9 protein-coding genes are annotated in these 14,412 nt (G+C 72.2%); 1 reads left to right on the plus strand and 8 read right to left on the minus strand.

Annotation, left to right across the window (positions count from 1 at the left end):
- Nucleotide 1: 1 nt before the first annotated feature.
- From ACN260_RS27300 to ACN260_RS27335, 8 genes are all read right to left on the minus strand, one after another.
- A complete protein-coding gene (locus ACN260_RS27300; RefSeq protein WP_422753688.1) occupies nt 2–2,263 on the minus strand; it encodes a hypothetical protein in 2,262 nt (753 codons plus the stop codon).
- A gap of 144 nt (nt 2,264–2,407) precedes the next feature.
- On the minus strand, nt 2,408–3,700 hold the full coding sequence (locus ACN260_RS27305) for a CapA family protein (protein WP_422753689.1): 1,293 nt from the start codon (nt 3,698–3,700) through the stop codon (nt 2,408–2,410).
- Between the two features lie 50 nt (nt 3,701–3,750).
- Nucleotides 3,751–6,606: a type I DNA topoisomerase gene (gene topA, locus ACN260_RS27310; RefSeq protein ID WP_422753690.1), complete on the minus strand. Its 2,856-nt coding sequence runs from the start codon at nt 6,604–6,606 to the stop codon at nt 3,751–3,753.
- Nucleotides 6,607–7,051: 445 nt separating this feature from the next.
- Nucleotides 7,052–7,654 (minus strand): hypothetical protein, encoded by a 603-nt coding sequence (locus ACN260_RS27315; protein WP_422753691.1) that lies wholly within the window; start codon nt 7,652–7,654, stop codon nt 7,052–7,054.
- Complete coding sequence (locus ACN260_RS27320) at nt 7,645–8,187, minus strand: hypothetical protein (RefSeq protein WP_422753692.1); 543 nt, start codon at nt 8,185–8,187, stop codon at nt 7,645–7,647. The genes ACN260_RS27315 and ACN260_RS27320 overlap by 10 nt, the downstream gene beginning before the upstream one ends.
- Before the next feature lie 96 nt (nt 8,188–8,283).
- The gene (locus ACN260_RS27325) at nt 8,284–10,644 is read right to left on the minus strand and encodes a sodium-translocating pyrophosphatase (RefSeq protein ID WP_422753693.1); all 2,361 of its coding nucleotides are present in this window, start codon (nt 10,642–10,644) and stop codon (nt 8,284–8,286) included.
- Nucleotides 10,645–10,959: 315 nt separating this feature from the next.
- On the minus strand, nt 10,960–11,394 hold the full coding sequence (locus ACN260_RS27330; RefSeq protein ID WP_422756845.1) for an ATP-binding protein: 435 nt from the start codon (nt 11,392–11,394) through the stop codon (nt 10,960–10,962).
- Complete coding sequence (locus ACN260_RS27335) at nt 11,394–11,750, minus strand: STAS domain-containing protein (protein ID WP_204925803.1); 357 nt, start codon at nt 11,748–11,750, stop codon at nt 11,394–11,396. Before ACN260_RS27335 ends, ACN260_RS27330 begins: the two co-directional genes overlap by 1 nt.
- Before the next feature lie 132 nt (nt 11,751–11,882).
- Between ACN260_RS27335 and ACN260_RS27340 the strand changes: the two genes are divergently transcribed.
- Entirely contained in the window at nt 11,883–14,291 is a 2,409-nt protein-coding gene (locus tag ACN260_RS27340; RefSeq protein WP_422753694.1) for a DEAD/DEAH box helicase, read from the plus strand.
- Nucleotides 14,292–14,412 lie beyond the last annotated feature (121 nt).

The raw sequence follows: 14,412 nt of genomic DNA on the forward strand, positions 1-14,412 counted from the left end.
CTCAGTCGCCCCTGCGGGACGACCGGACACCACGGCTGCCCGCCTTCCGCCGTGGCGGGATCTTCGTCATGATCGCCGTGGGCATGCCCTCGGTGCCGCGCAGCCGGGCCGCGCCCCCGAGCCGCTGCTCGCCGTGGACCGCCGCCTGACGACACACCTCCAGGCAGACCGCCACCGCGCCGATGTCGTCGTGCCAGCGCGGCGAGATCACCCGACTGCTGTCCCCACCGGCGAGCGTCGCCGCCTCCCGGGACAGGTTGCGCAACGGCCGGAGCTGGAAGAAGTAGTACCAGCTGAACAGCAGCAGGCCGATGCCCGCCGCGACGACCGCCACGAGGAGCGCACCCTGACGCATCTCGTTGCCGGGCAGCGCGTAGTCGGTGACCGGGCGCTCGGCCACCACCGTCCACTCCAGGTGCGCCGCCGAGCCCTCCAGCGCGACCGGCGCGGCGATCAGCAGCTCACGGTCACCGTCGACCTCCGCCACCCGGGCGTACGGCTTTCCGATGAGCGCCTCCGCCGCCGCGTTCCGCACCTGCCGGCTGGAGACCTGCTCGAAGGCGAGGTAGCCGGCCGAATCCAGGATGTCCCGCTGGTCCACGTCGACCACCCGCAGTCGCCCGTCGACCCGCTCCAACAGCCGGGTCAGGTAACGCACGTCGAACTCGGCGACCAGCGACCGCCCGTCCGCCAACTGCGTGTACGCGTAGACGATCGGCAGTCGGCCCTGCACGTCGTGCAGCACCACACCGCCCTCACCCGGCAACGGACCACCAGGTCGCAGCGGAGTCCGGCCCACCCTGGTGACCACGCTGCCACTCGCCGACACGAGGTAGCCGCTGCGGAACCTGCGGTTGTCGTCGAGCAGTCGGTCGAGCGCCCGGCGAAGTTCGCCGGTGCCGGCGGTGCGGTTGTCCGCGCCGACCAGGGTGAGCTTGGTGTAGCCACCGTCCAGGGTGTCGTCGACCGCGCCGGCCACGGCGGCGACCTGGTTCTCCGAGTCCCGCACCACCTGGGCCGGGAGGTCGTCCTCGTGGGGGGCGAGGGTGGCCAGGATCCCGCCTGCGGCCAACAGCACCGCGACGACCGCCGCGACGACCGTCAGACCTGCCGGGACGCCACCGGCCGGGTCGTCAGAGCCGCGCCGCGCCGGGATCGTCCGCTGCTGGGCGGCGAGCGTGCCGAACGCGGAGGCGATTCGGTTGACCTGGGCGTTCGCAGTCCTCGGCGGCACCTGCGTCGGGCTACCCGAGGCCACCGCCTTGGCGTGGACCAGGAGCAGCCGCACCGGCCGGACCAGTCCGAACTGGAGGATCAGCAGCACCGCACCGGCACCTGACAGCAGGACGAGCGCGGCCAGCAGGGGCTCCCGGGTGACCGCAGCGGCGGTGACCGGGACGTACACCAGGGAGACCACCACGACACCGACCTTGCCGACGGCGTCGGCGGTGGCCACCGGGGCGGCCGGCACGGTCGGGTCCCGGTCGGCGATGCCGGTGGCCGGTGCGCCGGTACGGGTGGCGGTGGACGCCCCGGACGACGCGCCCACCGCCCCGGCGATCAGCCCGTCCAGCGCGGGATCGGCCGGCACGGGGGCGCCCTGCACGAGGGACCGCCCACCTCCGGGCACGGCGATCAGGACGGCCTGCTTCGCCTTCGGGTCCAGCCGGAGGGTGCGGATGTGCAGGTTCAGCTCGGCGACGAGCAACCGGCCGTCGGACAACGGCTCGACCAGGAGCAGCCGGGGGTCGTTGCCCTCGACCACCGGCACGGCGATCCGGCCGGCGGCGGTGCCGGGCGGCAGCGCCACCGGCTGACCGACAGCGGCCACAGTGGACTTTCCGCCCGCTTCGAGTACGCCGACGCCCCGCCACTTCGGCTGGTCTCTGGTGAGCGCGGCGAGTTGCGTGGCCACCCCGGCCGGCCGCGCGTCGTAGGCATCCGCCGTGCGGGCCAACTCCTCCCGGCTACGGGCGACCGAGCTGTCGAGGCCACGGGCGACCGCCCTGACGAGGTCCCGCTGCGATTCGGTCACGGCCCGGGGCACGCCGGACTCGCTGTCGCGGCCCAGATAGGCGAAGGCGAAGACGGCGAGCAGGGTGAGCAGCAGGGCGGCAACCAGTGCCGGCGTACCGACCCCGGTCAGCAGACGGGGCTGCGGAAGCTGCTTCTCCAGGCTGATCAGACGCCAACGGGCCAGCTCTGCCTGCCCGTCGCCGGGGAGGTGGAGGCCCGCCCGCACCGGCGGTGGCGGATGGTTCATCCACACACCCGCAGCAGACAGTCGTCACCCATGTAACCGTTCCTCCCCGTGGCCCAGCCGGCGTGCGAGGCTAACAGCGCTCACCGCCGGCCGGATGGCGCGATTCGCCAGCTATCGAGCGAATCGGATATTCAACCGCGTGATTTAGCCGTTCGGCGTAGCCGAACTACCGGGCGGGCCAAGAACCTCAAGACCATTTGCTTCTCCCCCACGGGCCAACAGGTAGCCCCGGATGCGGACCGAAGCAGCCAGGTAGATCTCCCGGCGGTGCGCCGGGGTCGTCGGATCCGCCAGCGCGGTGGGCAGATCCACCAACCGGATGTCCGGATTCAGGTCGATCCAGGTGGGGATGGCCTCCGCCTGCGTCACCTTCCACCTACCCTTGGCCGTCTCGGTGAAGGTGAACCGCGCCATCACCCCCTCCCGGTTGGCGAAGACCGGTTCGGCGTGCCGGGCGACCTGGTTGCCCATCCCGAAGACGACCCACTTCTGGCCGATCTTCTCGATCGGCTGCACCACGTGCGCATGGTGACCCAGGATCAGATCGATATCCGGGGACGCGATCAACACCTTCGACCACTCCTCCTGCCTGGCGTCCGGCAGGTTCTCGTACTCGGTGCCCCAGTGCAGACTCAGCACCACGATCTCCGCGCCCGCCGTGCGCAGCTTGCGCGCCGCCGCGAGGATCCTGGGCGGCTCGATGAGGTTGGCGATCCAGTCCTTGCCCGCCGGCCGGCGCAACCCGTTGAAGTGCAGGCTGTAGGCCAGGTGCCCGACCCGCACCCCGTTCTTGGTGTAGATCCGTGGGGTGAGCGACTCCCGCTTGGTCCGCGCGCTGCCGGCGTGCCCGATCTTCGCCGCGTCCAACGCGTCCAGGGTGCGGACGACCCCCGCCTCACCCTGGTCGATGGTGTGGTTGGACGCCGTCGAGCAGGCATCGAAGCCGGTGCCCCGGATCGCGTCCACCACCTGCGGAGGGACGTTGAACTTCGGGAAACCGACGAACGGCCCGTCCGGCTTGGCCAGCGGGGTCTCCAGATGGCAGATCGCCAGGTCCGCGCCCTCGACCGCCGGGCGGGCGTGCCGGAACAACGGGTTGAAGTCGAGCGCACCGGAACGCCCCGCGCGCTTGGCGTCCCGGGCGGCCTGATGGGTCAGTTCCGGGTGCACCAGCACGTCGCCGGCACCCAGAATGGTGAACAGCCGGCGGCCTGAGGAGTCCCGGCGTACGGCCGGGTCGGGCGGGGTGACCACCGGCCCGACCTCGGCGACCGGCGTACCCACGACGGTGCCCGGCGGGTCAGCGGGCGAATCGCCCCGTGTCCCGCTGGTACGCCAGACGATCAGCCCCGCTCCGGCCAGCACCGTCCCGACGAGGGCGACGATGCCCGCCACCTTCAGCGGCCGGCCGCCACCCGCACTCTCCGATTTGGACACCGCGACAGAGTAGGCCATCACGCACCGAACGTGAGGCCCTTTTCAGCGGCTCACTCACCGTCGGCAGCCACCGTGGCCTTGCGGGGGGCGGCCTTCCTGGCCGGGGCCTTCTTCGCCGTCGTGGTCGTGGCGGTGGTCGTCTTCCTGGCGGCCGTGGACTTCGCGGCGGCGGTCTTCTTCGCCGTCGCCTTGGTCGCCGTGGCCTTCTTGGCCGCCGTCTTCTTGGCGGGGGCCTTCTTCGCCGCCGCCTTCTTCGGGGCCGCGCCCTTCGCCCGCTTCTCGGCCAGCATCTCCGACGCCTGCTCGATGGTCAGTTCCTCCGGGGTCTGCCCGCGCCGCAGCGACGCGTTGAACTCCCCGTCGGTGACGTACGGCCCGAACCGGCCGTCCTTGATCACCAGTGGCTTCTCGGTCAGCGGGTCGACGCCCATCTCGCGCAGCGGGGGCGCGGCGGCCCGACGCTGGCGGGTCTTCGGGGCGGCCAGCAGGGCCAGCGCCTCGTCGAGGGTGACGGTGAACATCTTGTCTTCGGAGTCCAGCGAGCGGAACTCGTCACCGCGCTTGACGTACGGGCCGTAGCGGCCGTTGTTGGCGACGACCTCCGCGCCGTCCGGGGCGACCCCGATCACCCGGGGCAGGCTGAGCAGCTTCAACGCCTCGTCGAGGGTGAGCGAGTCGGGGGTCTGCGTGCGCAGCAGCGACGACTTGCGCTCGCCGCTGGCCACGTACGGACCGAACCGGCCGGACTTGAGCACGATCGGCTCCCCGGTGGCCGGGTCGTCGCCGAGCTTGCGCTCGCCGCCCCCACCGAGGAACAGCTCGTGCACCTTCTCCGGGGTCAGCTCGTCGGGGGCCAGCCCCTCCGGGATCGGCGCCCGGTCGCCCTGGCTACCGCCCTCCTCACCGTCGGCCTTCGGTGCCGGCTGCTCGCCGGGCAGGGCCCGTTGCAGGTACGGCCCGAACCGGCCGACCCGGACGACGACCTCGCGCCCCTCGTCGTCGGTGTGCAACGGGATCGAGTTGACGCTGCGCGCGTCGATCTCGCTGAGGTTCTCGGTGACCAGCTTCTTCAACCCGCCCGCGTGGGCGATGGCCTGGTCACCGGTGCCGTTGCTGCTGCCGAAGTAGAACGCGGTGAGGAAGTCGACGGCGGCGTGGTCGCCCCCGGCGATCTCGTCCAGCTCGTTCTCCATGCTGGCGGTGAAGTCGTAGTCGATCAGGCGCGGGTAGTGCCGTTCCATCAGCCCGATCACCGCGAACGCCAGGAAGGTCGGGATCATCGCCTGGCCGCGCTTGGTGACGTAGCCCCGGTCCTGGATCGTCTGCATGATCGACGCGTATGTCGAGGGACGCCCGATGCCCAGCTCCTCCAGCGCCTTCACCAGCGACGCCTCGGTGTAGCGCGACGGCGGCTGGGTGTGGTGGCCCTGCGCGGCCAACTCGTCGGCGGTCAACGGCTGGTCCTTGACCAGGGTGGGCAGCCGGCGCTCGGCGTCCTCGGCCTCGGCGTTCTCGTCGTCGCTGGACTCGACGTACGCGCGCAGGAAGCCCGGGTCGGTGATGGTCTTGCCGGTGGCGCCGAAGTCGGCCTCCTCCTGCGCGACGGAGACCGCCCGGATACGCACCGAGACACTGGAGCCGACCGCGTCGGTCATCTGCGAGGCGATGGTACGCCGCCAGATCAGCTCGTAGAGCTTGAACTCCTCGCCGGACAGCTCCTTGGCCACGTCGCCCGGGGTGCGGAAGTTGTCCCCCGCCGGGCGGATCGCCTCGTGCGCCTCCTGGGCGTTCTTGACCTTGCCGGTGTAGCGGCGCGGCTCCGGTGGCACGCTGCGCTCGCCGTACAGCTCGACGATCTGTCGGCGGGCCGCCGCGATGGCCGTCTCGGAGAGGTTCACCGAGTCGGTACGCATGTAGGTGATGTAGCCGTTCTCGTAGAGCCGCTGCGCGGTGCGCATCGTCTGCTGCGACGAGAACCGCAGCTTGCGGGCCGCCTCCTGCTGGAGGGTGGAGGTGATGAACGGCGCGTACGGGCGGCGGCGGTAGGGCTTCTCCTCGACCCGGGTGACGGTGAACGGCCGCCCGTCGAGGCGGGCCGCCAGGCCCCGCGCCCCGCTCTCGTCGAGGTGCACCACGCCCGCGCCGGGCCGTACCCGGCCGGTGGTCGGCTCGAAGTCCTTGCCGGTGGCGACCCGGTCACCGTTGAGCGCGACCAGGGTGGCGTTGAAGGTACGCGGGCCCTCGCCCGGGTTCGCCACCGCGAGGGTGGCGAGGATGTCCCAGTACTCCGCGGTGCGGAAGGCCATCCGCTGGCGTTCCCGCTCGACCACGATCCGGGTCGCCACGGACTGCACCCGGCCCGCCGAGAGCCTCGGCATGACCTTCTTCCACAGCACCGGGGAGACCTCGTAGCCGTAGAGCCGGTCGAGGATGCGCCGGGCCTCCTGGGCGTCGACCAGGTCCCGGTCGATCTCGCGGGGGTTCGCCACCGCCGCCTGGATGGCCGGCTTGGTGATCTCGTGGAAGACCATCCGCTTGACCGGCACCTTGGGCTTGAGCGTCTCCACCAGGTGCCAGGCGATCGCCTCGCCCTCGCGGTCCTCGTCCGTGGCCAGGAAGATCTCGTCGACCTCCTTGGCCAGCTTCACCAGCTTGCTGATCTGCTGCTTACGGTCGGCCGAGACCACGTAGAGGGCGTGGAAGCCGTTGTCGACGTCCACCCCCAGCCGGGCCCACGACTCACCCTTGTACTTGGCCGGCACGTCGGCGGCGTTGCGGGGCAGGTCCCGGACGTGGCCGAAGCTGGCCTCCACGACGTACCCCGGGCCGAGGTAGCCCGAGATCGTCTTGGCCTTCGCCGGTGACTCGACGATGACCAGACGGGTGGTTCCAGCTCTGCTCGGCACGTCTCTCCCCGACCTCGCTCCTGCTCCAGGCCCGTTTCGGGCCGTGTTGCGCCCGCCGGACCACCGTCGGTCCGGATGTCCAACGTAACGCGCCGCCCTGGTTCCGGGTCCCGGGGGCGGCAAACAGCGTCCGCGCGGCGGCACCGCCGGCACCGCGCGGCCTCAGTGACCGGACGGCGCCACCGTACACCGTGGGTAGGCCCCGAAGTGGGCCACGGTGACGACGCCGGCCCTCCGACCTGGGCGAACCCGGGTGTTCACGGATTGAGACGACCAGCATACTCTCCGCGATACCGTCCATGATCGGACGCCCGGCCGGTCTCGGCTGATCGACTCCAGTGGGCCGAAGTGGCGGCATCCGGTCGCTCCGACACCGCAACATAGCCCCCGTAGAGTCGATCACCACCGGCCCACGGGCTGCGGGCTGCGGGCCCGGGCGGGGCGGTCACGGCCAGAGGCCGGCGGGGGCGGCCGGCGGGCGGTCGCCGACCAGTTCGGCCAGCCGGGCCAGCCGTCGCCCACCGATCCGGTACGCCGGGCCGCCCGCCTCCGGCTCCACCAGCGCCGCCGGCAGGCCCACCACCGCGAGCGCCGCCCGCACCACCGGCCACCACGGCTCGTCCCGCCGGTCGAGACGCAGCAGCAGCCCGGCGTCGTCAGCCGCCCCGGCGGCGGCCAGCCACAGCCGCAGCCGCCGGCCGTGCAGGTGGAACCGGGGCGGCGGTCGCTTGACCCCACCGGCCAGCCAGGCCGTCGCCAACGGCGCCAACGTGGTCAGGTACGGCGTCCGCACGACGTAGCGCTGCTCCCCGGTCGACTCCCAGCCCGCCGCGAGCCCCCGCCGGGCCAGCTCGTCGACGAGCACGTGCACCCGCCAGGCCGCGTCCACCCCGACGGACAACCGGGCGGTACGGCCCATCCGGTGCACCTCCCCCGGGCCCGCGAGCAGCCCGGCCAGGTCGGCGACCGACGGATCGGCCGCCTCGGTGCCGAACAGCGACAGCTGACGCCCCGGTTCCCCGGGCGGGTCGGCACGCCTCAGCGACACTCCGGAACCTCGTCGAAGGCCTGTTTGAGCTCTGTCGAGTTGAGCCGCCCGGTGTCCAGCGCGCTCGCGTCGTACTCCTGGTTGAGCGTGTCCACCGCGGCCTGGACTCCGTCGTAGAAGGCGGCGGCCCGCGTGGTGTCCAGGGCGTCGATGGTGTCCCCGGCGCGGCCGTAGGCGTCCCTGATCTTCGCCAGGGAGGTGCGGAACCCCTTCGACACCTCGTCGCCGTGGTCGGTCTCCGGTATGCCCGCGTCGGCGATCCGGCGGCGGGCCGTCTCGCTCGCCTGTTCGGCGCCGCCGAATAGCCGCACCAGGTTCTCCTTCGCCTGCGCCGGGGTGGTCTGCGCGGTCATCTGCTGGTGGGTGCTGCTGGTGAGCTTGCTGATCTCGGCCCGCCACGGGGTGAGCGCCTCGCAGACCGACGCCGCCCAGGCCCGGGGGGTGGGCCCGCCGCCGCACCCGGCCACGACGAGTACGACCGTGACGAGGACCGCCGTGAGCTTCCCGGCGTCACCCGCCCGACACGTACGCATGCGTTGCAGCGTACGGCCTCGGGGCGATTGCGCCAGCGGCCAGGTTTCGTGACGCAGCGGGTCCCCGACCCTGCCGGGGACCCGCTGCGTCACGACTCAGGCGTTGGCGGTTTCGACCCGCTTCGGGTCGTTGCCCGTGCCGGTGCCGCCACCGTCCGGGGTGGAGTCCATGGCGACGCCCTTGCGCTTGCTGAACACCACCGCCGCGACCACGATCAGGGTGGCGACCACCGCGATCGTCAGGCGCAGCGGGGTGTTCCGGTCGTCGCCGACGCTCCAGGCCACCACGGCCGGCGCGATCAGCAGCGAAACCAGGTTCATCACCTTGATCAGCGGGTTGATCGCCGGGCCGGCGGTGTCCTTGAACGGGTCGCCGACGGTGTCGCCGATGACCGTCGCCGAGTGCGACTCGGAGCCCTTGCCGCCGTAGGAGCCGTCCTCGACGAGCTTCTTGGCGTTGTCCCACGCGCCACCGGAGTTGGACAGGAAGACCGCCATCAGGGTGCCCGCCCCGATCGCCCCGGCCAGGTAGGAGGCCAGCGCGCCGGGGCCGAGGCCGAAGCCGACCGCGATCGGGGCGAGGATGGCCAGCAGGCCGGGGGTCATCAGCTCGCGCTGCGCGTCCCGGGTGCAGATGTCGACCACCTTGCCGTACTCGGGGCGCTGGGTGCGGTCCATGATGCCGGGCAGCTCACGGAACTGCCGGCGGACCTCCATGACCACCGCGCCGGCCGAGCGGGACACCGCGTTGATGGCCAGCCCGGAGAAGAGGAAGACCACCGCCGCGCCGATGATCAGACCGACCAGGTTGCGCGGGTTGGCGACGTTGAGCGCGTTGAGGATCTCGCTGCCGACGTCACCGACGCCCGCGTCGGAGTACGCGGTGCGCAGCGTGTCGGTGTACGAGCCGAACAGCGCGGTGGCCGCGAGCACGGCGGTGGCGATCGCGATGCCCTTGGTGATCGCCTTGGTGGTGTTGCCGACCGCGTCCAGCTCGGTGAGGATCCGCGCGCCGTTCTCGTCGATGTCGCCGGACATCTCGGCCACGCCCTGCGCGTTGTCGGAGATCGGGCCGAAGGTGTCCATCGCGACGATCACGCCGACCGTGGTGAGCAGGCCGGTGCCGGCCAGCGCGACCGCGAACAGCGACAGGGTGATGGAGCTGCCGCCGAGCAGGAACGCGCCGAAGACCCCGGCACCGATCAGCAGGGCCGAGTAGACCGCCGACTCCAGGCCGACGCTGATGCCGGCGAGGATGACGGTGGCCGGGCCGGTCTGCGAGCTCTTGCCGATGTCCTGCACCGGACGCCTGTTGGTCTCGGTGAAGTAGCCGGTCAGCGCCTGGATGGCGGCGGCCAGCACGATGCCGATGACGACCGCGCCGATGGCGACCACCCGGGGGTTCTGGTCGACGTCGGTGAGTCCGCCCTCCAGCTCGCCGAAGCTGGCCGGGAGGTAGAGGAACGCGGCGACCGCGACCAGCACCGCGGAGAGCACGGCGGAGAGGTAGAACGCCCGGTTGATGGCGGTCAGGCCGTTTCGGTCGGAGGTGCGCAGCCGGGTGATGAAGACCCCGACGATGGCGATGAGCACCCCGATGGTGGAGATGATCAGCGGGAAGACCAGGCCGTCCTCGCCGAACGCGGCGCGGCCGAGGATCAGCGCGGCGACCAGCGTCACCGCGTACGACTCGAAGAGGTCGGCGGCCATGCCGGCGCAGTCACCGACGTTGTCGCCCACGTTGTCGGCGATGGTGGCGGCGTTGCGCGGGTCGTCCTCGGGGATGCCCTGCTCGACCTTGCCGACCAGGTCGGCGCCGACGTCGGCGGCCTTGGTGAAGATGCCGCCGCCGACCCGCATGAACATGGCGAGCAGGGCGGCGCCGAAGCCGAAGCCCTCCAGCACGGTCGGCGCGTCGCCCTTGAACAGGATGACCACCAGCGCCGCGCCGAACAGACCGAGGCCGACGGTGAGGAAGCCGACCACGCCGCCCGTGCGGAAGGCGATCTTCATGGCGGCTTCCCGGCCGCCGGCCGCCTCCCGGGCGGCGGCGGCGACCCGCAGGTTGGCCCGGGTGGCCAGCCACATGCCGGCCCCACCGATGAACGCGCTGAACAGGGCGCCGACCACGAAGAACGCCGACCGGCCGATCTTCACCGCCAGTTCGCTGCCGTCGGTGTCGTGCACCGGCAGCAGGAAGAGCAGCACGACGGCGACGACCACGAAGATCGCCAACGTCCTGAACTGCCGGAGCAGATAGGCGGAGGCGCCCTCCTGCACCGCGCCGGAGATCTCCTGCATGTTGGTGGTGCCCTTACCGGCTGCCAGCACGGCCTTGGTCAAGGCGGCGGCGAAGACGAGTGCCACCAGCGCGATGACCGCGGCGATGACGACGTACGTCACGTTCTCTCCGGTGAGGGACAGCGCGCCGCCTTCGGCGGCCAAGGTCCCGGACATCTATGTCCTCCTGTACCGAACACTGTCGCGCCGGCCAGTGGACGTATGACCGACGCCTGGATGCGGTGGCGCACGTGCTCCGACCCGCCCCGACGGAAGATGATCAACATCCATATCCGCTGGCTGCGGGAACGATCACGTACTGACAACCCACAGACTGTAGCCCCGGCCAGTGTTGGAGGTCACACCTGGGGGACACCGTGTCCGGATGATCTCCGTAACTGTGTTATGAGGAAAAATCTGATATAGGAGGCCATCAACACTACGAGGCCGCGACCCACCAAGGGTCACGGCCTCGCATACGCACAGTGACGGTCAGCGACCGACCGGCCACACCATCCGGACCTCGGTCCCGATGCCCTCGGCCACCGGCCGCACCTGGAGGTCCTCCACGAAACCGGCGAGCAGCGCGAAGCCCACCCCTGTGGTCAGCGCCTCGTCGGTCAACGCCTCGTTGGCCAGATCGTCGGCGTTCAACGCGGCCAGGCCCAGCCCCGCCTCGATCGGCGCCCGGTCGACCACCCGCACCGAATACGCTCCGGAGTCGGACATCTCCACGAGCACCGGATCGGTCAGCCCGTACTGGTGGTGCAGGGCGACCGCCCGGGTGCACGCCTCACCGATCGCCAGGCGCACCTCGTCGAGCAGATCCTCCCGGACCCCGGCCCGACGGGCCACCGCCACACCGACCAGGCGGGCGGTGCGCACGTGCACCGGCGCCGGCGAGAAGGAGAGCCGGACCGTGGCCATCACGCGCCGGGGACGGTGGGGTCGGCGGCGATCGCCGCGTCCACCGTCGGGTGCAGGGGGAAGACCTGGTCCAGGGCGGTGATCCGGAAGATCTTCAGCAGCGGCTCCTTGTCGCAGACCAGGGCGAACGAACCCCCGGCCGACCGCAGCCGCTTCAGGGCACCGACCAGCACACCCAGGCCCGTGGAGTCGAGGAAGTCCACCCGCCCCAGGTCGACGACCACCCGCCTGGCACCGCCGTCGATCAACTCCAGGAGCCGTTCGCGCAGTCGGGGTGCGGTGTAGACGTCCACCTCACCGCCGACCTCGAGCACCGTGTGTTCCCCCACGGTGCGGGTCGCCAGCGACAGCTCCATCAGTCCTCCTCCGAGAGCCGTAAACTCTCCTGGGCATCTAACCATCCCCGCCGGACGGCCCGACGAGGTCACCGGCGGCGCCTCCTCCATACCCACCGGCCCGGTTGTTCAGCACCGAACACCAGTGCGAGAGTGCAGGACGTGAACCCCGCAGCCACCGCCACCGCAGGCCCCGGCACCGGGCGAGGCCCGGCCGAGCTGCTGCACCGGCTGCGCACCCGGCATCCGGCAGACCCGGTCACCCACGTCGAGCGGGTGCCGGCCCGCGCCGGGCAGCAGGCGCCGTGGCCGCAGTGGGCCCCCGAGGAGCTACGGGCGGCGTTCGCCCGACGCGGCGTCACCGCCCCCTGGCGGCACCAGGCCGAGGCCGCCGAGCTGGCGTACGCCGGGCAGCACGTCGTCGTGGCCACCGGCACCGCGTCCGGCAAGTCCCTGGCGTACCAGTTGCCGACCCTGGCCACGCTGCTGGCCGACCCCCGGGCCACGGTGCTCTACCTGGCCCCCACCAAGGCCCTCGCGGCCGACCAGCTCCGCGCCGTCGCCGGCCTCGACCTCGACGGGGTACGCCCCGCCACCTACGACGGGGACACCCCGCGCACCGAACGGGAGTGGATCCGCCGGCACTCCCGGTTCGTGCTGACCAACCCGGACATGCTGCACCACGGCCTCCTCCCCGGGCACACCCACTGGTCGGGGTTCCTGCGCCGGCTGACGTACGTGGTCGTCGACGAGTGCCACACCTACCGAGGCGTCTTCGGCTCCCACGTGGCGCACGTGCTGCGGCGGCTGCGCCGCCGGTGCGCCCAGTTCGGCCGTACCCCCGTGTTCCTGCTCGCGTCGGCGACGTCGGGCGATCCGGCGGCGACCGCCGGGCGGCTCACCGGCGTGCCCGTCACCGCCGTCACCGAGGACACCTCGCCGCGTGGCGGGGTCACCTTCGCGCTCTGGGAGCCGCCGCTGCTGCCGCCGCCCGCCGACGTCGGGGCCACCGCCGACGTTGCAGCCGCCGCCGACGACCTGACCCAGGTCCGCAGGTCAGCGCTGCGGGAGACCGCCGACCTGCTCGCCGACACCGTCGCCGAGGGGGTACGCACGCTCGCCTTCGTCCGGTCCCGACGCGGCGCGGAGGTGGTCGCCGCGAACGCCCGCCGGGCGCTGGACGAGGCGGTGCCCGGCCTCGGCGAACGGGTCGCCGCCTACCGGGCCGGCTACCTGAAGGAGGAACGCCGGAAACTGGAGCGGGCCCTGCTCCACGGCGACCTGCTCGGGCTGGCCTCCACCAACGCGCTGGAACTCGGCGTCGACCTGGTCGGGCTGGACGCGGTGCTGATCTGCGGCTGGCCGGGCACCCGGGCGTCGCTGTGGCAGCAGGCCGGTCGGGCCGGGCGCTCCGGCGACGAGGCGCTCGCCGTGCTGGTGGCCCGGGACGACCCGCTCGACACCTACCTGGTGCACCACCCGGAGGCGCTGTTCGGCCGCCCGGTCGAGGCGACGGTGCTCGACCCGGCCAACCCGTACGTGCTCACCCCGCAGCTCGCCTGCGCCGCCGCCGAGTCCCCGCTCACCCCGGCCGACCTGGAACTGTTCGGCGACGGGGCGAAGGAGGCCGTCGACGAGCTGGTGCAGGCCGGTGACCTGCGGCAGCGGCCCACCGGCTGGTACTGGCGGCACCGGGAACGGCCCGAGATCGACCTGCGCGGCGAGGGCGGGGCACCGGTCTGCGTGGTGGAGGCGTCCACCGGGCGGCTGCTCGGCACCGTCGACGGCGGATCGGCGCACTTCCTCGTCCACCCCGGGGCGGTCTACCTGCACCAGGGCGTCTCGTACGTGGTCGACGCCCTGGACCTCGACGACGGGTGCGCGCTGGTGCACGCCGAGGAGCCGGACTGGTCCACCCACGCCCGGGACGTCACCTCGCTCTCGGTGGTGTCGGTCCGCTCGTACCGGGACGCCGGCCCGGTCGGGCTCTTCCTCGGCGAGGTGGACGTCACCAGCCAGGTGGTCTCGTACCAGCGTCGCCGGATCGCCTCCGGCGAGGTGATCGACACCCGGCCGCTGGACCTGCCGGCCCGGGAGCTGCGGACCGTCGCGGTCTGGTTCACGCTCTCCCCGCAGTCGCTGGCGGCGGCCGGCGTCGAGCCGGCGGACGTGCCGGGGGCGCTGCACGCCGCCGAGCACGCCGCGATCGGGCTGCTGCCGCTGATGGCCACCTGCGACCGGTGGGACATCGGCGGGCTGTCCACCGCCCTGCACCCGGACACCGAGGCACCCACCGTGTTCGTCTACGACGGCCACCCCGGCGGGGCCGGCTTCGCCGAGCGGGCCTACCGGACGGCGGCGGCCTGGTTGGGTGCCACCCGGGACGCCGTCGTCGAGTGCGGCTGCGAGTCGGGCTGCCCGTCCTGCGTCCAGTCCCCGAAGTGCGGCAACGGCAACAACCCGCTGTCCAAGTCGGGCTCGGTCCGGGTCCTCGACGTGGTCCTGGCCAACCTGTCCGCAGTCGCCACCGCGCCCGCCCAGCCGGGCCCGGCCGACCGGTAGCGGAGACCCGGCCGGCGGTCACCGCGGGGGGCGGTCGCCATTGACTGCCGGGATCGTGCTTGAGCGGAACGACATCTGGGCATTGATGCATGGGAGCGCTTCCATCGATAATCGGAAGTGC

Origin of the sequence: Micromonospora sp. WMMD708, assembly GCF_049315245.1 — a bacterium.
In the GTDB taxonomy this organism is placed as follows: Bacteria; Actinomycetota; Actinomycetes; order Mycobacteriales; family Micromonosporaceae; genus Micromonospora; species Micromonospora wenchangensis.

What these genes read in the sequence shown, in the direction of transcription:
- ACN260_RS27335 (WP_204925803.1), bottom strand. Translation starts at nt 11,750, where the DNA reads ATGGAGCTGTCGCTGGCGACCCGCACCGTGGGGGAACACACGGTGCTC.
- ACN260_RS27330 (WP_422756845.1), bottom strand. Translation starts at nt 11,394, where the DNA reads ATGGCCACGGTCCGGCTCTCCTTCTCGCCGGCGCCGGTGCACGTGCGC.
- ACN260_RS27325 (WP_422753693.1), bottom strand. Translation starts at nt 10,644, where the DNA reads ATGTCCGGGACCTTGGCCGCCGAAGGCGGCGCGCTGTCCCTCACCGGA.
- ACN260_RS27300 (WP_422753688.1), bottom strand. Translation starts at nt 2,263, where the DNA reads ATGAACCATCCGCCACCGCCGGTGCGGGCGGGCCTCCACCTCCCCGGC.
- ACN260_RS27320 (WP_422753692.1), bottom strand. Translation starts at nt 8,187, where the DNA reads ATGCGTACGTGTCGGGCGGGTGACGCCGGGAAGCTCACGGCGGTCCTC.